We start from the raw sequence: 19,955 nt of genomic DNA, 5'->3' as shown, positions 1-19,955 counted from the left end.
CCGGGCCGGGACGGGGTGCAGCAGGTCAGGAGGGGACGATCGTGCCCAGCACCCGGCGGCACGTCTCGACGTCGCCGGCCATCGCCTCGAGCAGCGCCTCGACCGAGTCGAACCGCAGGGTCGGGCGGATCCGCTCGACGAACTCGAGGGTGACCACCTCGCCGTAGAGGTCGAGGTCGGTGCGGTCGAGGACGTACGCCTCCACGGTCCGGACGACCCCGTCGAACGTGGGGTTGGTGCCGACCGAGATCGCCGCCGGCAGGGTGCGCTCCGGGTCCTCGGGCGACCGGCCCACCCGGGTGAGCCACCCGGCATACACGCCGTCGGCGGGCACGAGGCCCAGCGAGTCGTCCGAGAGGTTGGCGGTCGGGTAGCCCAGCTCGCGGCCGCGGTGCGCGCCGTGGACGACGGTCCCGGTCATGCGGTGCGGCCGCCCGAGGACCGACGCGGCCTGCGCGACCTCACCGGCGTCGAGGTGGCGGCGCACGGCGCTGGAGGACCAGCGCTCCCCCTCGCCCAGGTCCTCCAGGACGACGACGTCGAACCCGTGCTGGCGGCCGAGCTCGGCCAGCAGGTCGACGTCGCCGGTGTAGCCCTTGCCGAAGCCGCGCGCGTCCGCACCGACGACGAGGGCCTTGACGCCCAGCGTCTGCACGAAGGTCGAGACGATGAACTCCTCGGCCGTCTGGTCGGCGAACTCGCGCGTGAAGTCGAGGACGAGCAGCCCGTCGATCCCGGTGGTCGCGAGCAGCTCGTCGCGCACCCGGCCCGGTGCGATCAGCTCGACCGAGTCGGGGTGGAAGATCGTCGCCGGGTGCGGGTCGAAGGTCACCACGACGCTGGGCACGCCCCGGGCGGCACCCTCCTCGACGAGCCGGCCGAGCACGGCGCGGTGCCCGAGGTGGACCCCGTCGAAGTTGCCGAACGTGGCGACGGAGGGCCGCAGGTGCGCGGGGGTCTGGGCGGGGTCGGTCCAGCGGTGCACGGGGGACACTCTACGAACCGGCCGGTGCGAACACGACGTGTGGGCGTGCTTTGTGACCCGACTCATCGAGCATGGCCACCAGTCGGCCGTCGGGTCCGAACGCCGCGACCGGCTCCGAGCGCAGCGGTGTCTCCGAGTCGACCCGCTGGCCGTAGCCCAGCGCGCGGGCCTCGGCCTCGGTGAGCTCGTGCACCGCGAACTGCGCGCGGGCGGCCTCGCCCAGCGGCAGCACCGGCACCCGCTCGGGGTCCCCGAGCGCGGTGAGCGACTCGAGGTCGTGCGCCTGGCCGAGCTCGAACGCCCCGACCCGCGTGCGGCGCAGCGCGGTGAGGTGCCCACCCACGCCGAGCGCGGAGCCGAGGTCGCGGGCCAGGGCGCGCACGTAGGTGCCCGAGCTGACGGTCACCTCGACGTCGAGGTCGAGCACCGGCGTCCCGTCCTCGGCGACCGCAGCACGCCGCGCCAGGACCTCGAACCGGGAGACGGTGACGGGACGCGCCGCCAGCTCGACGTCCTCCCCCGCGCGGACGCGGTGGTACGCGCGCTCGCCCTTGACCTTGATGGCCGAGACGGCGCTCGGGACCTGCTCGATGTCACCGGTGAGCCGCGCGACCGCGGCGTCCACCGCGGCCTCGTCGAGCGCCGACGCGGCGTCCACCGGCGTCGAGGCGGTGACCTCCCCCTCGGCGTCGTCGGTGAGCGTCGACTGCCCCAGGCGGATCGTCGCGGCGTAGTCCTTGTCGCACCCGACGAGGAAGGTCAGCAGGCGGGTGGCCCGGCCGATGCCCAGCACGAGCACACCCGTGGCCATCGGGTCCAGGGTGCCCGCGTGGCCGACCTTGCGGGTGCCGCAGATGCGCCGGGCCCGCCCGACGACGTCGTGGCTCGTCCAGCCCTGCGGCTTGTCGACGACCAGCAGGCCGTCAGGCGCGGGCATCCGCGCCGTCGCCCCGATCGCCGACGGGCTCGTCGTCACCGTCGTCATCGTCGTCGAGGTCGTCCGCCTCGTCGCCGACCTCGCCCATGACGTCGTCCTCGTCGTGCTTGTAGGGGTCGGCCTCCCCGGCGTACGTCGCGCCGGCAGCAGCGGCCGCCACGGCGGCGTCGCGCTCCCTGGCCTCGCGCAGCAGGTCCTCGAGGTGGGCCGCGGTCTCCGGGATCGCGTCGGCGATGAACTCCAGCGTCGGCGTGAGCCGGATCTGGATCTGCTTGCCGACGAACGAGCGCAGGCGGCCCTTGTTCTTCTCCAGCAGCTCCGCGGTGCGCGTGCGCTGCGCCTCGTCACCGAAGACGGTGTAGAAGACCGACGCGTGCTGGAGGTCGCCCGTGACCCGCACGTCGGTGATGGTGACGAAGCCGAGGTCGGGGTCCTTGACGATGGACTCGACGTTCGCCGCGACCAGCGTCTTGATCCGGTCGGCGATCCTGCGGGCACGCCCGGCGTCGGCCATGGCTCCTCCTGGTCAGTGGGGTCGTGGGTGACGGTATGCCGCCGGCGCGAGCCGGCGGCATACCGTCACCTGGTGCGGGACCGCGCTCAGGCGCGCGGCTTCTCCCGCATCTCGTACGTGGCGATGAGGTCGCCGAGCTGGAGGTCGTTGAACGACCCGAGGTTGATACCGCACTCGAAGCCCTCGCGGACCTCGGTGACGTCGTCCTTGAACCGCCGCAGGCCGGCGATCTCGACGTTCTCCGCGATCACGACACCGTTGCGGGTGATCCGGGCGCGGGTGCCGCGCTTGATCTCGCCGCTGCGGACGATGGAGCCGGCGATGTTGCCGAACTTGCTCGACCGGAAGATCTCGCGGATCTCGGCGGTGCCGAGCTCCACCTCCTCGAACTCCGGCTTGAGCATGCCCTTGAGCGCCTGCTCGATCTCCTCGATGGCGTTGTAGATCACCGAGTAGTAGCGGATCTCCACGCCCTCACGCTCGGCGTAGTCGGCGTTCTGGCCCTCGGCCCGCACGTTGTAGCCGATGATGATCGCGTCGGACGCCATCGCGAGGTTGATGTTGTTCATCGTGATCGCACCGACGCCGCGGTCGATGATCCGCAGGTCGACCTCGTCGCCCACGTCGATCTGCAGCAGCGCGTCCTCGAGCGCCTCGACCGAACCCGACACGTCACCCTTGAGGATGAGGTTGAGGGTCTCGACCTTGCCCGCGGCCAGGGCCTCGTTGAGGTCCTCGAGCGAGATGCGCTTGCGCGCCTTGGCCAGGGACGCCTGGCGGTCGGCAGCCTCGCGCTTCTCGGCGATCTGGCGCGCGGTGCGGTCGTCCGGGGCCACCACGAAGGTGTCACCGGCGCGGGGCACCGAGGAGAGGCCGAGCACCTGCACCGGACGCGACGGGGTCGCCTCCTGCACGTTGTCGCCGTGCTCGTCGAGCATGGCGCGCACGCGGCCGTATGCCGAGCCGGTGACGATCGCGTCACCGACGTGCAGCGTGCCGGACTGGACCAGGACCGTCGCGGTGGCACCGCGGCCACGGTCGAGGTTGGCCTCGATCGCGACACCGCGGGCGTCCTTGTCGGGGTTGGCCCGCAGGTCCAGGGCCGCGTCGGCGGTCAGCAGGACGGCCTCGAGGAGGGCGTCGATGTTCTGCCCGGCCTTGGCCGAGACGTCGACGAACATCGTGTCGCCGCCGTACTCCTCGGCGACGAGGTTGTACTCGGTCAGCTGCTGGCGGACCTTCGACGGGTTCGCACCCTCGACGTCGATCTTGTTGACGGCCACCACGATCGGCACGTCGGCCGCCTGCATGTGGTTGAGCGCCTCGATGGTCTGCGGCATCACGCCGTCGTCGGCGGCGACGACGAGGATCGCGATGTCGGTGACCTTGGCACCGCGGGCACGCATGGCGGTGAACGCCTCGTGACCCGGGGTGTCGATGAAGGTGATGGCGCGGTCCTGGCCCTCGTGCTCACGGTGGACCTGGTAGGCACCGATGTGCTGGGTGATGCCACCAGCCTCGCCGGCCACGACGTCCTCGTTGCGGATCGCGTCGAGCAGGCGGGTCTTTCCGTGGTCGACGTGGCCGACGACGGTGACGACCGGCGGACGCGGGAACAGGTCCTCGTCGTCCTCGCCCTCGATACCCGTCTCCAGGTCGATGTTGAAGGAGTCGAAGAGCTCCTTCTCCTCCTCCTCGGGGGAGACGACCTCGATGTTGTAGCCGAGCTCGGCACCGAGCAGCTTGAACGTGTCCTCGTCCAGCGACTGGGTGGCCGTGGCCATCTCGCCGAGGTGGAAGAGCACCGTGACGAGGGCGCCGGGGTTGGCGTTGATCTTGTCCGCGAAGTCGCTCAGCGACGAGCCGCGACGCACCCGGATGAGGGTGTCGCCGTTGCCACGGGGCACGGTGACGCCGCCGAGCGACGGCGCCTGCATCTGCTCGAACTCCTGGCGCTTCGCACGCTTGGACTTGCGACCACGGACCGGACGGCCGCCACCGCGGCCGAAGGCACCGGCGGTCGAGCCGCGGCCCGCACCGCCACGGAAGCCACCGCGGCCGGCGAAGCCGCCACCACCGGCACCGGGACCACCGGGGCCACGGCCGGCGCCGCCGCCGGGACCACCGGGACCACGCCCGCCCGGACGGGCCGGGCGCTCACCGGGACGGCCGACCGCCGAGCGGTCGGGCATCATGCCCGGGCTCGGCCGCGGCCCACCGGGACGCGGCCCACCGGGGCCGGACGCACCACCGGGGCGCGGGCCACCGGGCCGCGACTGCGGCCGGGGCATGCCCTGGGAGGGCGCGAAGGGGTTGTTGCCCGGACGCGGGGAACCCTCTCGGGCGGCCGGGCGCTGGGTGCCCATGCCCTGCGACGGTGCGAACGGGTTGTTGCCCGGGCGCGGGGCGCCGGGACGCGGGGCGCCACCGGGACGCGGCGCCGAGGGGGCCGCACCCGGACGGGGGCCGGCGCTGCCGGGACGGGCGGACGGGGGCACACCGGGACCCGGCTTGCCGCCGTCGCGCGCCGGCGACACCTCGGACCGGGCCGCGGGGGCGGCAGGGGCCGCCGGAGCGGCCGGTGCTGCCTTGGCGGCGGGCGACGCGGGCTCGGGCCGGGGGGCGGGAGCCGCCGGAGCGGGGGCCGGGGCGGCGGGTGCGGCCGGGGCAGACTGCGCCGCGGGGGCCGACGGAGCGGCCTCGGCGGGGGCCTGCGGGGCGGCCGGGGCCGGCTGCGCGGGCCTGGCCGGGGCCGGCTTGCCTGCGGCAGCCTTCTTGGCCGGGGACTTCCTCAGCTCGTCGGGGAACGTCTCCGTCGCCTTGCGGACGACGGGCGCCTCGATCGTCGAGCTGGCGGTCTTGACGTACTCGCCGATGCTGTTGAGGTGGGCGATCAGCGTCTTGCTGTCGGTGCCCAGCTCCTTGGCGAGCGCACTTACACGGACCTTTGCCACGTTTCTCCTGTTCCTGGTCCGTGTGTCAGGTGACAGGCGCGGACCGTCGTTACTGCTGGGGGGAGCTCATTGCTGAGTACTCATCGGGTGCTCATCAGCGGTCTAACCCACTCTCTGGTTCAGAGTTCTGGTCGGTTCCCTACGGACGGTTCTCGTACTGCGGATGCTGCTACTGCTGCGCGTGGCCGGTGGCCACCGCCTCGACGTGGCCCCGGACCGCTGCCGGGTCGGGAGCGGCGCTGGTACGCAGCGCACGCCCGAACGCCCGCCGGCGGAGGGCCTGCTCGAGGCAGTCGCCCGTCGGGTGCAGCCATGCGCCACGTCCCGGCAGGCAGTGCCGCGGGTCGGGGGTCAGCCGGATCGCTCCGGCCTCGTCCGTCTCCGCGACCACTCGCAGGAGTGCCGACCAGCTATCCGTCCTGCGGCAGCCCACACACGTGCGGGTGGGTGACCCGTGCGTGTCGTGGGGAGTCGAACCTGCTGCCGAAGGCCGGGGTCCAGTCCGGTCGGTCCCCACCATCCTATCCCCTATCGCCCTCAGGCTGTGTCACCCGTGCTCCGGGGGCCCCCGGAGGCCGGGTTCCGGGCCCCTCCGGCGCGGCCGGTGGCCGCACCACCGGAGGTGTGACCGACGCCACCGGCGGCGGGAGCCGCGGCGGTGTCAGGACGGATGTCGATGCGCCAGCCGGTCAGCTTGGCGGCGAGGCGGGCGTTCTGCCCCTCCTTGCCGATGGCGAGCGAGAGCTGGTAGTCGGGAACGACGACCCGGGCCGAGCGCAGCTGCGGGTCGACGATCTCGACCGACTCCACGCGCGACGGGGACAGCGCAGCCGCCACGAACGTCCTGGGGTCGTCCGAGTAGTCGACGATGTCGATCTTCTCCCCGTGCAGCTCGGTCATCACCGCACGCACGCGGGCGCCCATGGGGCCGATGCAGGCGCCCTTGGCGTTGAGCCCCGGCACCTTGGAGTGCACGGCGATCTTCGTGCGGTGGCCGGCCTCGCGGGCCAGGGCTGCGATCTCCACCGAGCCGTCGGCGATCTCGGGCACCTCGAGGGCGAACAGCTTGCGCACGAGGTTCGGGTGGGTGCGGGACAGCCCGATCTGCGGGCCCTTGGGTCCGCGGCGGACCGAGACCACGAAGCAGCGGATGCGCTCGCCGTGGACGTAGCGCTCCCCCGGCACCTGCTCGGCCAGCGGCAGGATGCCCTCGACCGTGCCGAAGTCGACCGTGACGTGGCGCGGGTCGGGGCTCTGCTGGATGACGCCGGCGACGACGTCGCCCTCGCGGCCCTTGAAGTCGCCGAGGATCGCCTCGTCCTCGAGGTCGCGCAGCCGCTGGACGATGACCTGGCGGGCCGTGGCCGCCGCGATCCGGCCGAAACCGGTCGGGGTGTCGTCGAACTCGGGACCGTACTCGCGCGGCGGGCGCTCCTCGCCCTCGGCGACCGGCTCCTGCTCGATCTCCTCGCGGGCCCACACGATGACGTGGCCCGTCTTGCGGTCGAGCTCGACGCGGGCGTTGCGGTACGCGCCGTCGGTGCGGTGGTAGGCGACGAGCAGTGCCTGCTCGATCGCCGGGATCAGGATGTCGAGCGAGATGTCGCGCTCGCGTTCCAGCGCCCTCAGTGCGGCGAGGTCGATGTCCATGTCAGTCCTCCTCGTGGATGTCGGCGTCGTCCCCGTCGGCGCCGGCGTGGTCGGCAGGCCTCGAGAACTCGACCTGGACCACCGCCCTGGACACCTCGGCATACCGGACGCTGGTGGTCCGGGCAGGTGTCTTCTTCGTCGCGGGGACCTCGAGGGTGACCTCGTCGGGTCCGGCGCTGACGATGCGACCGGTCACGGGCTCGCCCTCGGTGGGCGTCACGGTGACCAGGCGGGAGACGTTGCGGCGGAAGTGCCGCGGAAGGGTGAGGGGGCGGTCGACCCCCGGGCTCGTCACCTCGAGCGTGTACGGCTGCTCACCCATGACGTCGCTGTCGTCGAGCGCGTCGCTCACAGCGCGGGTCGCGTCCGAGACCTCGTCGAGGCTGAGCGGCGGCACCACGTCGGTGGCATCGCCCTCGGCGGACAGGGCGCGGTCGATCCAGACCCGGACGAGGCGGCGCTTGCCGGTGGGCGTGACGGCGACGTCCTCCACCAGGAGGCCGAGGTCCCCGAGCGGGCCCTCGACGACGGGACGAATCTGGTCCTTGACGCTCACTGACTCGTCCTCTCTGAAGTTCTGGGGTGGTGCAAAGCGCCACTCTATCCACGCCGTCGTGGTGCCGCATGCGCGCCCTCCTGCCCGTGCCAGAATCGCGTCATGCCGATGGACCGAGCCGGGGCCCCGGTGCACCCGACCCGGCGCCAGGCCCTCGGCCTCGGCCTCGCCGTCGCTGCGGCGACCTCCCTGTCCGCGTGCGGCATCCGGTTCGAGGACGGCAGCCCCGGGGCGCGCCCGGCGGCCCGCAAGCCCGTGCCCGGCGAGGCGTTCATGGTCGCGCTGTGGAGGCACACCGAGGACCTGGCGACCCGCGCCGCCGCTGCCGGCGGAACCGGCCTGCCGGCCAGGCTCGCCGCGCTGCACCGGCAGCAGGCGACCGTGCTGCGTGCCGAGCTGCTCCGGCTCGGCGTCCCCGACGCGGAGCTGACCCGCTCCGGCGCGACGACAGGCACCGGCACGGCCACGGCGGCGGCCGCAAGCGCCTCCGGCACCAGCCCGACCGCGTCGTCCACGACCGGCGGGCGCACCACCGCGGCCGAGCTCGCGGCGGCCGAGGCCGGCGACCTGGGCCCGACCGCCGTCACCTCCCTGTCGCGGGTGATGGCGGGGTCCGTGCCCCTCGTGGGCTCCGTGCTGGCCCAGCGCTCGGCGGCCGCCACCCTCCTCGGCCGGCCGGCGACCTGGCCGGACGAGGCGTGGAAGGGCCAGTCGCTCGCGGCGACGTTCCTCACCACGACCCGGGCGGCGGTGTACGCCTTCGAGGTCGTGGCGGCGCAGTCGCCGTCGGGGGCGCAGCGCACGCTCGCCACCTCCACCCTGTCGGCCCTGCGGGCCCGGGCGGCAGCCCAGGAGGCCATGGCCGGCTCCAGCGCCGGCCCGCCGGACCTCGCGCACCCCCTGCCCTTCCCCGTCACCACCCCGGCCGCGGCCCGCCGGCTCGCGGTGGACGTGCTGACCCGGCTGCGCGCGGCGGGTGCCCGCGACCTCGGCACCGCCGGCACGGACACGGCCGCCCTCGGCCTGCTGGTGCGCTGGCTGGGCGAGACCGAGGTGCTGGCCTCCCGGTGGGGAGTGCCGCTCGCGCCCTTCCCCGGGCTCTCGTGACGCCCGCACCCGCCCATGCGCCCGCCGCCGTGGCTGCGTCCACCGACCCCGCCACGACCGCGGTGACGACCGGATGAGGACCGAGGACGCGGCCGCCCTCGTCCCGCCGGACTTCGCGGCGTTCGTGGGGCGGCACACCGCGCAGGCCGGCGCCGTCGGCGGCCCGTCGGGAGCCGAGTGGGCGGCGGGGCTGCCCCGCCTGCTGGCCGCGACGTGCGACGACTGGTCGCTCGAGCCGTCCGCGCCGGTGGGCACGGGGTGGACGTCGCTGGTCGTGCCGGTCACGCGTGAGGGCAGCAGGCTGGCCCTCAAGCTGGTGTGGCCGCACGTCGAGGGCCGCGACGAGGCCCTCGCGCTGCGGCACTGGGACGGTCGCGGCGCAGTCCGGCTCGTGCAGGCCGACCCGTCCCGCTGGGCGATGCTGCTGGAGGCGCTCGACCCCGCCCGGGACCTGCGCACCCTCGATGTCGACAGCGCCTGCGAGGTGGCGGGGCAGGTCCTCGCCCGCCTGCACCGGCCCGCTCCCCCGGGGCTGCGCCCGCTGTCGGAGTTCGCGCGCGCCCAGGTCGAGAAGCTGGCCGCCACGGAGGGCGTGCTGCCGCGGCGCATGGTCGAGCGCGCCCAGGGCCGTGTCCGCGACCTGACCGCGGACCCCGCGTGCGACGCCACCCTCGTCCACACCGACCTGCACTACGAGAACGTCCTGCACGCCCTGGCCGGGAGCCCGCGGCCGCCGGACGACCGGTGGGTGGCCATCGACCCGCACGCCATGGCCGGGCACCCCGGCTTCGAGGTGCAGCCGCTGCTGCGCAACCGCGCGGACGAGCTCGGCTCGGGGTCCGCCTTCCGCTGGCTCGTGCGGCGGCGCGTCGAGGTGGTCTGCGAGGCCGCCGGCATCGACGAGGACGAGGCGCTCGCCTGGTCCTACGTCGCGACGGCCATGCAGGCCCGCTGGGCGGCCGAGGACGACGACCGCGACGGGGTCTCCTTCTGCGTGGCGCTCCTCAAGGCCCTCGACGGCTGAGACCGCTGCGAGCCGCGGGCCCGCGGGACGACGGTCCGACGGAGCTGCGGGTGGGACGCCCCGACGAGCCGTCCGCCGGGAGGAGTTGCAGACTGAAACCATGCGCTTCGGATTCCACTTCCTCGACTTCAACCTGCCCGACGGGCCCGCCTCGTACGCCCCGGCCCTCCGCTCCGCCGCTGCTGCTGCGGACGAGGCCGGCGCCTCCTGGTTCACGGTGATGGACCACTACTTCCAGATGGAGTTCTTCCGCACCGCCCACGACCCGATGCTCGAGGCGTACACGACCCTCGGCTTCCTGGCCGCGGTCACCGAGCGGGTCAGGCTCGGCACGGTCGTCACGGGCGTCACCTACCGGCACCCCGGCCTGCTCGCCAAGATCGGCACCACGCTCGACGTGCTCAGCGGCGGCCGCGCCTTCATGGGCATCGGCGCCGCCTGGTACGAGCGCGAGCACAAGGCGCTCGGGGTGCCGTACCCGCCCCTCGCCGAGCGGTTCGAGCGGCTCGAGGAGGCGCTGCAGATCATCCGCCAGATGTGGAGCGAGGACGAGGGCCCCTTCGAGGGCAAGCACTACCAGCTCGCCGAGACCATCAACGTGCCCGCGACCCTGAGCCGGCCCCACCCGCCGATCGTCATCGGCGGCAGCGGCGAGAAGAAGACGCTGCGGCTCGTGGCGCAGTACGCCGACGCCACCAACCTCATCGTCTCCGACACCGACCAGGCCGCGCACAAGCTGGACGTCCTGCGCCGCCACTGCGAGGACCTGGGCCGCGACTACGACAGCATCGAGAAGACGGTCATGGGGCCGCCGTCGAACCCGCTCGAGGACGTCGACGGGTTCCTGCGGCTGGCCGAGACGTATGCCGGGATGGGCATCGAGCACATCCACCTGCGTGCGCTCACGCCCGACCCCGCCGCGCACATCACGGCCTTCGGCGAGAAGGTCGCCCCGCGGCTGGCCGAGATCGGCTGACGGGAGAGTCCTCGTCGGGCCGCCCGGGCCGCCCGGGCCGCCCGGGCCGCCCGGGCCGCGCGGGCTCCCGGGCGGGCCCGGGCGGACCGGTCACCCCGCCCAGCGGTACTCGATCTCGGGTCGCCCCGCCCCGGCATACCGCTGCCTGCGCACCGCCTGCCGCGTGTCGCACAGGTACTCGGCGTACCGGCGCGCGGTGACCCGGCTGACCCCGACCGCCTCGGCGAGCTCGCTGGCCGACAGCGACCCGCTGTCGCGCAACGCCCGGGTGACCCGGGCCAGCAGCTCCTCCCCCATTCCCTTGGGCAGGGCGGCGGCCCGCGTCGGGCGCACCCCGGCGAGCACCTCGTCGACCTCCGCCTGGGTCGCGACCTCGTCGGTGCTCGACAGCCCGTCCCGGTAGGCCCGGTAGGACTCGAGCCGGTCGCGCAGCGTCGCGAAGACGAACGGCTTGAGGATGTACTGCACCACGCCCAGCGAGACGGCCGCCCGGACCACGTCGAGCTCGCGCGCCGAGGTGACCGCGATGACGTCGGCGCGGTGACCGGCGGCCCGCATGGCGCGGATGACGTCGAGCCCGTGCCGGTCCGGCAGGTGCATGTCGAGCAGCACGACGTCGACCGCCGTGGACTGCAGGGCCTGCAGCGCCTCCTGGGAGGTGGCGGCGGTGGCGGCCACCTCGAAGCCGGGGACGCGCGTGACGTATGCCGCGTGGGCCTCGAGCGCGACCGGCTCGTCCTCGACGACGAGGACCCGGAGCACGGGCGGCTGGTGGTCGGGCACCCCTGGCCGGCGGTCAGGCACGGGCGTGCTCCTGCTCCTGCACCGGCAGCCGGACGACGAACCGGGCGCCGGGCGGCCCGGAGACCTCGAGCCGTCCGCCGAGCCGGGACACCGACTGGGCCACGAGGGCCAGGCCGATGCCCCGCCGGCCGGCGCTGCCCTCGGCCTTGGTGGTGAAGCCGCGCCGGAACGCGTCGTCGACCGATCCGGGCGGCAGGCCGGGCCCGGTGTCCTCCACGACGAGGACGACCTCGTCGCCCTCGTCCCGGCAGTCGACGGTGACGCGCCGCGGCCCGTCGGCGCCCGCGACCGCCTCGAACGCGTTGTCGATGAGGTTGCCGACGATCGTGACGAGGTCGCGGTCGGGCGCGGCCTGGGCCGGCCACTGGGCGCCGTCGGCGATGACCAGCTCGATGCCGCTCTGGCTCGCCTGGGCCACCTTGCCGAGCAGCAGCGCCGTCAGCACCGGCTCGGACACGGCGCCGACGACGGCGTCCGTGAGCCCTTGGGAGAGGCGCAGCTCGTCGGTCGCGAACGCGAGCGCGCGCTCGGGGTGGCCGAGCTCGATGAGGCTGACGATGGCGTGCAGCCGGTTCGCCGACTCGTGCGCCTGCGAGCGCAGCGCCTCGGTGAGCCCGCGGGCGGAGTCGAGCTCACCGGTGAGGTGCTCGAGGTCGGTGCGGTCGCGCAGGGTCACGACGAAGCCGAGCAGCCGGCCGTCCCACTGGGCCCGGGCCTTGTTGAGCACGAGCACGCGCGCGTCGGTCACGTGCAGCTCGTCCTCGCGGGCCCGGTCGTCGGTGAGCGCGGCGACCAGGGTGTCGGGCAGCCCCAGCTCCGGTACGCGGCGGCCCACCGCGTCCGGCGGCAGGCCCAGCAGCCGCCCCGCCTCGTCGTTGGCCAGCCGCAGGGTGCCGTCGAGGTCGACGAGCAGGAGCCCCTCGGTGACCGCGTGCAGGACCGCGTCGTAGTACTCGACCATCTGGCGCAGCTGCCGCTCGCCCAGCCCGTGGGTCTGGCGGCGGACCCGGCGTGACACCAGGGCGGTGCCCAGGCCGGTGAGCAGCGCCGCGGCGAGGCCCGCGAGCAGGATGCCGGGCAGCTGGCTGCGCAGCTCGGCGCTGACCGCGGACTTGCGGATGCCGACGGCCACCAGCCCGACGACCGTGCCGCCGTCCTCGACGGGCACGACGACGCGGCGCGACGGGCCGAGGGTGCCGGTGTAGTCCTCCACGACCACGCCGCCCCGCTGGGCGGCCTCGATGTGCCCGATGAACCGGCGGCCGATCTGGCTGGTGTCGGGGTGGGTGAAGCGGATGCCGTCGGGGCTCATCACGACGACGAAGTCGGTGCGGGTCTCGACCCGCGCCTCCTCGGCGAACCGCTGCAGGCTCGAGGAGTCGCCCGCCCGCACGCCGGCGACGACGTCCGGGCTGCTCGCCACCGTCTCGGCGACCGCGCGGGCGCGGGCGGTGGCCTCCTGCGTGCTCGCCCGTCCGGCCTGGACGTACCCGGCCGCGACACCGACGACCACGACCAGCAGCCCGACGAGGACCTGCAGCACGAACACCTGCCGGGCCACGCTCCACCGTGCCGGCGCGCGCAGCAGGCGGGTCAGCGGCATACTCCACCACCGCCGGGGAACTCAATGAACACAATCGTGACCCTAGCCACTCGGCGGGGCCACCATCGTCGCTGTTCGCCATCCCGGGACGACCCGGGATCCACAGCTGGGAGAACGCCGTGAGCACAAGAGCCGACACCGTCGTCGACCGACCCGCACCGAAGCGGGACCGCACGCACTACCTCTACCTCGCGGTCATCGCCGCGATGGTCCTGGGCATCATCGTCGGGTTCGCCTTCCCCGAGTTCGGCATCAAGCTGAAGTGGTTGGGCACCGGCTTCGTCAGCCTCATCAAGATGATGATCACGCCCATCATCTTCTGCACGATCGTCCTGGGCATCGGCTCCGTGCGCCGCGCCGCGCAGGTCGGCAAGGTCGGGGGCCTGGCCCTCGGCTACTTCCTCACCATGTCGACCTTCGCGCTGGCGATCGGCCTCGTGGTCGGCAACATCGTCAAGCCCGGTTCGGGCCTGCACCTCACCGCCGAGCTGGCCAAGGCCGGCCAGGCGCAGGTGGGCGACAAGAGCGAGTCGACGGTCGACTTCATCCTCGGCCTCATCCCCGACACCCTCGTGTCGTCGCTGACGGCCGGGTCGGTCCTCCAGGCGCTGTTCGTGGCCCTGCTCGTCGGCTTCGCGCTGCAGAAGATGGGCCGCGCCGGGGAGCCGATCCTGGTGGGCATCAAGCACTTCGAGCGGCTCGTCTTCCGCCTCATGGCGATGGTCATGTATGCCGCGCCGATCGGTGCGTTCGGCGCGATGGCCGCGCTCGTGGGCGCCACCGGCACCAAGGGCCTGACCAGCGTGCTGAAGATGATGTTCGGGTTCTACGTGACGTGCGCCGTGTTCGTCTTCGTGGTCCTCGGCGCGGTGCTCTACCTCGTCGCCCGGGTCAACATCTTCAAGCTGCTCAAGTACCTGGCCCGCGAGTTCCTGCTCATCCTGTCGACGTCCTCGTCGGAGTCGGCCCTGCCGCGGCTCATCGCGAAGATGGAGCACGCCGGCGTCTCGCGGCCCGTGGTCGGCATCACCGTCCCGACCGGGTACTCGTTCAACCTCGACGGGACGGCCATCTACCTGACGATGGCGTCGCTGTTCGTCGCCGAGGCGCTGGACAAGCCGTTCACGTTCGGCCAGCAGATCTCGCTGCTGGTGTTCATGATCATCGCGTCCAAGGGTGCGGCCGGCGTCAGCGGCGCCGGGCTGGCGACCCTGGCCGGCGGCCTGCAGGCGCACCGCCCCGACCTGGTCCCCGGCGTGGGCATCATCGTCGGCATCGACCGGATGATGAGCGAGGCGCGGGCGCTGACGAACTTCGCCGGCAACTCCGTCGCCACGGTCCTCATCGGCCACTGGGTCGGCGAGCTCGACCGGCAGCGCCTGGACCGCGTCCTCGCCGGCGACCTGCCGTTCGACGAGCGGACCATGGTCGACCACGAGGACGAGGAGCCGGTCACCGACGTCGCGCAGGAGCGCACGGCGGCGCTGCCGGAGCCGGTGGGCCCGGCCCGCTGAGCCGCCCCTCCCCCTGACCCGCGGGCCCGTCCCCTCCTCGAGAGGTGGCGGGTCCGCGGCACGTCCGGGGCCGGGACAGCCGACGCGGCGGTCGGCTCAGCGCACCCCGAGGCTGGTCGCCACGACCCGGGCGACGCGCCGGCCGGACACGAGCGCCCCCTGGATGGACGAGGTGTCGCGGTGGTCGCCGGCGACGAACCGGCCGCCGCCGAGGTCGACGGGGCGGCGCTCCACCAGCGGTGGGGCCACGAGCGGCAGGGCCTCCCGGACGTCGTGCCTCGCCAGCAGGTCCCAGCCGGCGGTCGACATGGACCACAGGCGGTCCAGCTCGGCCCGTACCACGCCCTCGTCGTCCGGCGCCCCGGACAGCGTCGTGGCCTGCACGAGGCGCCGGCCGGGCGGGGCGTACGACGGCGCGGCGTCGGACACGACGGCGGTGTTCACGACCGGTCCCCGGTCGCCGTCCACCCGCAGCCAGCGGCTCGTCGGCACCGGGTCGGTCGTCGAGAACCACCACGTCCGCAACCCGTTGACCCGCGCCTGCGGCACGACGCCCATGCGGGCGGCGGAGGTCAGGTCGGTGGCGACCACCACGGCCCGGGCGGCGACCTCGCCGTCGGGGGTACGGACCGTCGTCCCCTCCCCGAGCTCGGCCCGGGCACCGAGCCGGACGGGACGGCGCAGCCGCGCCGCGAGCTGGTCGGGCAGGGCGCGCATGCCGTCGCGCGGCAGGCCCGGCGTGCCGAGCAGGAAGGAGCGCACGAGCAGGCGCACGTACTGCGCCGAGGTGGCGCCCTGGTCCTCGGCCAGCACCCCGGCCAGGAACGGCTCGAGCACCTCGTGCCGCAGCGGCCCGTGCACACCGGCTGCGTCGAGCGACGCGGCCAGCGACGTGTCCGGGCCGCGCAGGAGCCAGCGCACGGGTCCGAGTGACGGAGCCGCCCACCGGGCGAGGCGGGCCACCGCCCCCGGCGTGACCAGCCCGGTGGCGAGGGTCGTCACCACCGAGCCGGGCTCGCGGCGCGGGTCGGCCAGCAGCGCGGTCACGCCGTCCCGGCGGACCTGCACCCCCGCGCCGAACGACTGCAGTCCGAGCGCGGGCACGTCCACGGCGCTGCGCACCGCGGGGTAGGACGGGTTGAGCAGCTGGAAGCCGACGTCGCACAGGTGCCCGTCGACGACGTCGGTGCGCACCCGTCCGCCGACGCGGTCCGAGGCCTCGAGGACGAGCACGTCGAGCCCGCGACGCTCCAGCTCGAGGGCGCACCGCAGCCCCGCCAGACCGGCTCCCACCACCACGACGTCGTGCACGGGAACACCGTCGCACGAGCGGTGCCGCACCGCTCGCCACACGCGGTCCCGCCCCGGGACGGGCGCCGACGGCATACGGTCGGCACGTGACCGAGCTGCGCACCGACCGACTGCTCCTGCGGCACTGGCGGGAGGAGGATCGCGAGCCGTTCGCGGCCCTCAACGACGACCCCGCCGTCATGGAGCACTTCCCGCACCACCTGACCCGCGAGCAGAGCGACGCGATGGCCGACCGCATCGCGACCTTCCTCGACGAGCACGGGTGGGGCCTGTGGGCCGTCGAGGCGCTCGACACGGGGCGGTTCCTCGGCTTCACCGGACTGGCGGTGCCGCGCTTCGAGGAGCACTTCACCCCGTGCGTCGAGGTGGGGTGGCGGCTCGCGCGCGCCGGCTGGGGACACGGGTATGCCACGGAGGCGGCCCGCGCCAGCCTTGCCCACGGCTTCACCGAGCTCGGGCTCGAGGAGGTCGTGGCCATGGTCGTCCCGGCCAACGACCGCTCGCAGTCCGTGATGCGCAAGCTGGGGATGACCCGCGACGAGGGCGCCGACTTCGACCACCCGCTGGTCGAGGAGGGCAGTCCCGTCCGGCGGCACCGCCTCTACCGGCTGAGCCGCGAGGACTGGGCCCGCGGCACCCCCACGGGCACCGGCGCGGGCGCGGGCACGGGCGCTGCCACGGGCACGGGCACGAGCACGAGCACGAGCACGGACGGTGGGTCGCGATGACCTCCTCCCCCGACCCTGTCGTCGGCGAGCTCGCCCCCACGGGCACGCTGCGCGTGTCGATCAACCTCGGCAACCCGGTCCTCGCCCAGGGCGACCCCGACGCGCCCCGCGGCGTCACCGTCGACATCGCCCACGAGCTGGGTGGGCGGCTCGGGGTGCCGGTGGAGACGATGTGCTTCGACGCGGCCAGGAAGTCGTACGAGGCGATGGCCGACGGCCGGGCCGACCTCTGCTTCCTCGCCGTCGACCCCGCCCGCGAGGAGCAGGTCGCGTTCACCCGGCCCTACGTCGCGATCGAGGGCGTCTACGTCGTGCGCGAGGACTCCCCGGTGCGGACGGCGCAGGACGTCGATCGGGAGGGCGTGCGCGTCGGCGTGAAGGAGGGCTCGGCGTACGACCTGCACCTCACGCGCGAGCTCACCGGCGCCGAGCTGGTGCGCGGTGCCGAGGGCGTCGACGTGTTCGTCGCACAGGGGCTCGAGGTCGGTGCCGGGATCCGCCAACCGGTGCAGGCGTTCGTGGACTCGCACCCGGGGTACCGGGTCGTCGAGCCGGCGTTCATGCAGATCCGGCAGGCGGTCGGCACACCCCGCGGCCGGTCCGCAGCAGCCGTGGCACACCTCGACGCCCTGGTGGGTCACCTCGTCGCCGAGGGCCTGGTCGCGCGCTCGCTCGAGCGTTCCGGCCAGTCCCCGAGCCTGGTCGCCACGGACTGATCCTCGGGGAACCATGACGGATGTCATGGGGCAGGAAATTCCCTGACCGAACGCAGACCAAACCGGCACGAGACTGCACCCTGCGCTTCACCTGCGAGCACGCCGGCTCGGCTTTGATCCCGAGCCATGCGAACCCCCTCCCCCACGCGCCGCACCCGGCGCCTGCTGCCGCCCGCCCTGGCCGGCCTGCTCACCGCCGTCCTCGGCGCCGCCGGACTGGCCGTCGGCACCGCCCCGGCCCACGCCGTCACCGACGCGCCGCACTGCTCGACCTCGGGCACCTGGACCCCCGGCGAGTTCAACATCTACTGGTTCGACGTCGACCAGGGCGACAGCCAGCTCGTCGTCGGCCCGACCGGCCGCACCCTGCTCGTCGACCTCGGCGAGACCTCGTTCAACACCACCGGCACGAACACCAACGCCACCAAGGTCGCCGCGCAGATCCGCTCCATCTGCGGCATCGCCTCCGGCCCCGTCCACCTCGACTACGTCATGGCCTCCCACCACCACCTCGACCACATCGGGTACCCGCGCGTCCCGGGCGACACCACGGCATACGGCAACGGCCTGTGGCAGCTCCTCGCCCCCGCGGCCAGCGGCGGGTTCGGCTTCACGGTCGGCCAGCTCCTCGACCACGACGGCGGCACCTGGCAGGACAGCAACGGCGACGGGACGTGCGAACCAGGCACCTCCACCGCCCCCTCGACCGAGATCAGGTACGACAACGCCGGCACGACCTCGGGCACCGGCGCCCGCTTCATCTGCTGGCTCTACGGCCCGGCGACGCAGGCCGACCGCGCCGACATCAACGGCAAGGTCGTCCAGCTGACGAACACCTCGACGTGGCCCTCGCTCGACCTGGGCACCGGCGTCACGTCCACGATCGTGGAGGCCAACGCCAAGGGCGTCATGCAGGCCGACGGCACCACCCCGGTCAGTGGTGACCACCACCTCGACGCCTCGCCGCCGAGCGAGAACGACTACTCGATCGGGGTGCGGTTCGCGTTCGGGCCGTTCGCCTACGCCACAGCCGGCGACAGCGACGGCGAGTACGCCACGAGCGCGAACAGCTACACCTACAACGACGTCGAGTCGCTGCTGAAGACGAAGATGGGCACGGTCAACGCGCTGCGGGCCAACCACCACGGCTCGGCGCACTCGTCCTCCGACGGCTACGTCACCTCGACCGACCCGCAGGTCGCCTTCATCTCCTGTGGCGTGAACTCCTACGGCCACCCCGGCAACCGTACGCTCGACGCGTTCCGCAAGGTCGGGGCGGACATCTTCCTGGCCAACGACCCGTGCGACACCACGGACACGACCGGGGCCGCGATCGACTACACCGGCACCTACAACCACAACGGGACCGTGCACCTGACGACCTCGGGCTCGGGCGCCGGGTTCACCGTCGCGTACGACGCGGGCACGCGCAGCTACACGACCCGCGCCAGCAGCGGAACCGGTGGCACCGGGGGCACCGGCGGCTCGCCGTCCGCCGTCAAGGTCAACGAGGTCCTCATGGCCCCGAGCGGTACGGGCACCGAGTGGGTCGAGCTCTACAACACCGGCACCTCGGCGGTCGACCTGAGCGGCCTGTACATCGACGACGCCGCCGGGGGTGGCGGCTCGCCGCGGCAGATCCCGGCGGGCACGACGATCGCGGCCGGCGGGCACTGGGTCATGGACATCCCGTCGGGCTACCTCAACAACACCGGCGCGGAGTCGGCGCGGTTCCTGGCCATCAGCGGCGGTGTCGAGACGGTCTACGACAGCTACAGCTGGAGCCTGGGCTCGACGCAGTACGACAAGGTGTTCCACCGCAGCGGCGACGGCGGCGCCTGGTGCGGCACCATCTCGACCGCGGTGACCAAGGGCACCGCCAACCCCACGACGTGCCCGTGAGCCGGCGGCGCGGCGGCGTCGTCGCGGCCGGCCTGGGTGCCGTGCTGCTGCTCGGGTATGCCGGGCACGCCCTCACCGGGGTGGCGCCCGCCACCGCCGCGGTGCCGTCCGCCGCCCTGGCGGTGGCGCCCGCGGTCGGCCCGGCAGCGACGGACGGGGCGGCCGCCGGGGCTGCGGGCTCGACCAGGCCGGCCACGGACCGGCTGGTGCTGGTCAGCGGCCGGGACGACCACGGCCTGGTCGAGCTGGCCTCGGTGCCCCTGACCGACCGGGCGGGCGGCGGCTCGGTGGTCGGCACGGTGCCCGACGGCACGCTGGCGCGTCCGACCCGGGTGCTCGGCACGCAGGTCGAGGTCACCGGCCTCGACGGGACGGGCGTCACCGGGTGGGTCGACGACTACCGGCTGCGCGGCGTGCTCCGGGCGGCCCGCGCGGGCGACCCGTGCGCCGGTGACCAGGTCGTCGCCACGCGCGTCGCCGGGTCGCGGGTGCTCGTGCACGCCCTCGACGGCACCGCGACCCGGTGGGTGGCCCGCACGGCCCTGGGCGAGGTGGTCTCGGCGGCCACGTGCGCGCAGGGCTCGGCCGGGTCGGGTCACGGCCCGGCAACGTCCGGGCACGGCTCCGCGGGGCACCACCACTAGGCGGCCGGGCGAACTCGCCACGACAGCCGC

The 19,955-nt window shown here is 74.0% G+C and carries 18 protein-coding genes; 8 read left to right on the top strand and 10 right to left on the bottom strand.

All coding sequences use genetic code 11. The features are described 5' to 3' along the window. Positions 1 to 25: 25 nt before the first annotated feature. The 7 genes from J2X64_RS14010 to rimP all read right to left on the bottom strand — a co-directional run bounded on the left by J2X64_RS14010 (position 26) and on the right by rimP (position 7,596). Positions 26 to 985, bottom strand: coding sequence for a bifunctional riboflavin kinase/FAD synthetase (locus J2X64_RS14010; RefSeq protein WP_310155614.1), 960 nt, complete (start codon positions 983 to 985; stop codon positions 26 to 28). A 10-nt stretch (positions 986 to 995) separates the two neighbouring features. Beyond that, the gene (truB, locus tag J2X64_RS14005; protein ID WP_397444057.1) at positions 996 to 1,970 is read right to left on the bottom strand and encodes a tRNA pseudouridine(55) synthase TruB; all 975 of its coding nucleotides are present in this window, start codon (positions 1,968 to 1,970) and stop codon (positions 996 to 998) included. Next, entirely contained in the window at positions 1,909 to 2,436 is a 528-nt protein-coding gene (gene rbfA / locus J2X64_RS14000) for a 30S ribosome-binding factor RbfA (protein WP_310155611.1), read from the bottom strand. The genes truB and rbfA overlap by 62 nt, the downstream gene beginning before the upstream one ends. Positions 2,437 to 2,522: 86 nt before the next feature. Then, positions 2,523 to 5,390 (bottom strand): translation initiation factor IF-2, encoded by a 2,868-nt coding sequence (infB, locus tag J2X64_RS13995; protein ID WP_310155608.1) that lies wholly within the window; start codon positions 5,388 to 5,390, stop codon positions 2,523 to 2,525. Between the two features lie 169 nt (positions 5,391 to 5,559). Next, complete coding sequence (locus J2X64_RS13990) at positions 5,560 to 5,910, bottom strand: YlxR family protein (RefSeq protein WP_397444056.1); 351 nt, start codon at positions 5,908 to 5,910, stop codon at positions 5,560 to 5,562. A gap of 17 nt (positions 5,911 to 5,927) precedes the next feature. Then, positions 5,928 to 7,040, bottom strand: a complete 1,113-nt coding sequence (gene nusA / locus J2X64_RS13985; protein WP_310155602.1) for a transcription termination factor NusA — start codon at positions 7,038 to 7,040, stop codon at positions 5,928 to 5,930. A 1-nt stretch (position 7,041) separates the two neighbouring features. Beyond that, the gene (gene rimP, locus J2X64_RS13980; protein WP_310155599.1) at positions 7,042 to 7,596 is read right to left on the bottom strand and encodes a ribosome maturation factor RimP; all 555 of its coding nucleotides are present in this window, start codon (positions 7,594 to 7,596) and stop codon (positions 7,042 to 7,044) included. A gap of 102 nt (positions 7,597 to 7,698) precedes the next feature. Between rimP and J2X64_RS13975 the strand changes: the two genes are divergently transcribed. The 3 genes from J2X64_RS13975 to J2X64_RS13965 all read left to right on the top strand — a co-directional run bounded on the left by J2X64_RS13975 (position 7,699) and on the right by J2X64_RS13965 (position 10,703). Next, positions 7,699 to 8,703, top strand: a complete 1,005-nt coding sequence (locus J2X64_RS13975; RefSeq protein ID WP_310155595.1) for a DUF4439 domain-containing protein — start codon at positions 7,699 to 7,701, stop codon at positions 8,701 to 8,703. 73 nt (positions 8,704 to 8,776) lie between these two features. Further along, the gene (locus J2X64_RS13970) at positions 8,777 to 9,727 is read left to right on the top strand and encodes an aminoglycoside phosphotransferase family protein (RefSeq protein ID WP_310155592.1); all 951 of its coding nucleotides are present in this window, start codon (positions 8,777 to 8,779) and stop codon (positions 9,725 to 9,727) included. Between the two features lie 100 nt (positions 9,728 to 9,827). Further along, the gene (locus J2X64_RS13965) at positions 9,828 to 10,703 is read left to right on the top strand and encodes an LLM class F420-dependent oxidoreductase (RefSeq protein ID WP_310155589.1); all 876 of its coding nucleotides are present in this window, start codon (positions 9,828 to 9,830) and stop codon (positions 10,701 to 10,703) included. A gap of 90 nt (positions 10,704 to 10,793) precedes the next feature. Here J2X64_RS13965 and J2X64_RS13960 read toward each other — a convergent pair whose 3' ends face one another. After that, positions 10,794 to 11,507 carry a response regulator gene (locus J2X64_RS13960; RefSeq protein WP_310155587.1) on the bottom strand — a complete coding sequence of 238 codons (714 nt, stop codon included), beginning with the start codon at positions 11,505 to 11,507 and terminating at the stop codon, positions 10,794 to 10,796. Next, complete coding sequence (locus J2X64_RS13955) at positions 11,500 to 13,110, bottom strand: sensor histidine kinase (RefSeq protein WP_310155584.1); 1,611 nt, start codon at positions 13,108 to 13,110, stop codon at positions 11,500 to 11,502. Before J2X64_RS13955 ends, J2X64_RS13960 begins: the two co-directional genes overlap by 8 nt. A 119-nt stretch (positions 13,111 to 13,229) precedes the next feature. Here J2X64_RS13955 and J2X64_RS13950 point away from each other — a divergent pair, with 119 nt between their 5' ends. Continuing rightward, positions 13,230 to 14,624 (top strand): cation:dicarboxylate symporter family transporter, encoded by a 1,395-nt coding sequence (locus J2X64_RS13950; protein ID WP_310155581.1) that lies wholly within the window; start codon positions 13,230 to 13,232, stop codon positions 14,622 to 14,624. Between the two features lie 96 nt (positions 14,625 to 14,720). Here J2X64_RS13950 and J2X64_RS13945 read toward each other — a convergent pair whose 3' ends face one another. Beyond that, on the bottom strand, positions 14,721 to 15,935 hold the full coding sequence (locus J2X64_RS13945) for an NAD(P)/FAD-dependent oxidoreductase (RefSeq protein ID WP_310155578.1): 1,215 nt from the start codon (positions 15,933 to 15,935) through the stop codon (positions 14,721 to 14,723). 86 nt (positions 15,936 to 16,021) lie between these two features. On the opposite strand from J2X64_RS13945, the gene J2X64_RS13940 reads away from it, so the two are divergent. From J2X64_RS13940 to J2X64_RS13925, 4 genes are all read left to right on the top strand, one after another. Then, entirely contained in the window at positions 16,022 to 16,663 is a 642-nt protein-coding gene (locus J2X64_RS13940) for a GNAT family N-acetyltransferase (protein WP_310155575.1), read from the top strand. Continuing rightward, a complete protein-coding gene (locus J2X64_RS13935; RefSeq protein ID WP_310155572.1) occupies positions 16,660 to 17,379 on the top strand; it encodes a transporter substrate-binding domain-containing protein in 720 nt (239 codons plus the stop codon). The genes J2X64_RS13940 and J2X64_RS13935 overlap by 4 nt, the downstream gene beginning before the upstream one ends. A gap of 126 nt (positions 17,380 to 17,505) precedes the next feature. Further along, positions 17,506 to 19,281 (top strand): lamin tail domain-containing protein, encoded by a 1,776-nt coding sequence (locus tag J2X64_RS13930; RefSeq protein WP_310155570.1) that lies wholly within the window; start codon positions 17,506 to 17,508, stop codon positions 19,279 to 19,281. Continuing rightward, positions 19,278 to 19,925, top strand: a complete 648-nt coding sequence (locus J2X64_RS13925) for a hypothetical protein (RefSeq protein ID WP_310155567.1) — start codon at positions 19,278 to 19,280, stop codon at positions 19,923 to 19,925. The genes J2X64_RS13930 and J2X64_RS13925 overlap by 4 nt, the downstream gene beginning before the upstream one ends. The last annotated feature ends 30 nt before the right edge of the window (positions 19,926 to 19,955 follow it).

Origin of the sequence: Phycicoccus sp. 3266 (assembly GCF_031456495.1) — a bacterium.
Lineage (GTDB): Bacteria > Actinomycetota > Actinomycetes > Actinomycetales > Dermatophilaceae > Pedococcus.
The sequence above is the reverse complement of the archived record's forward strand: the minus strand, read 5'-3'. Positions and strand labels throughout refer to the sequence as shown.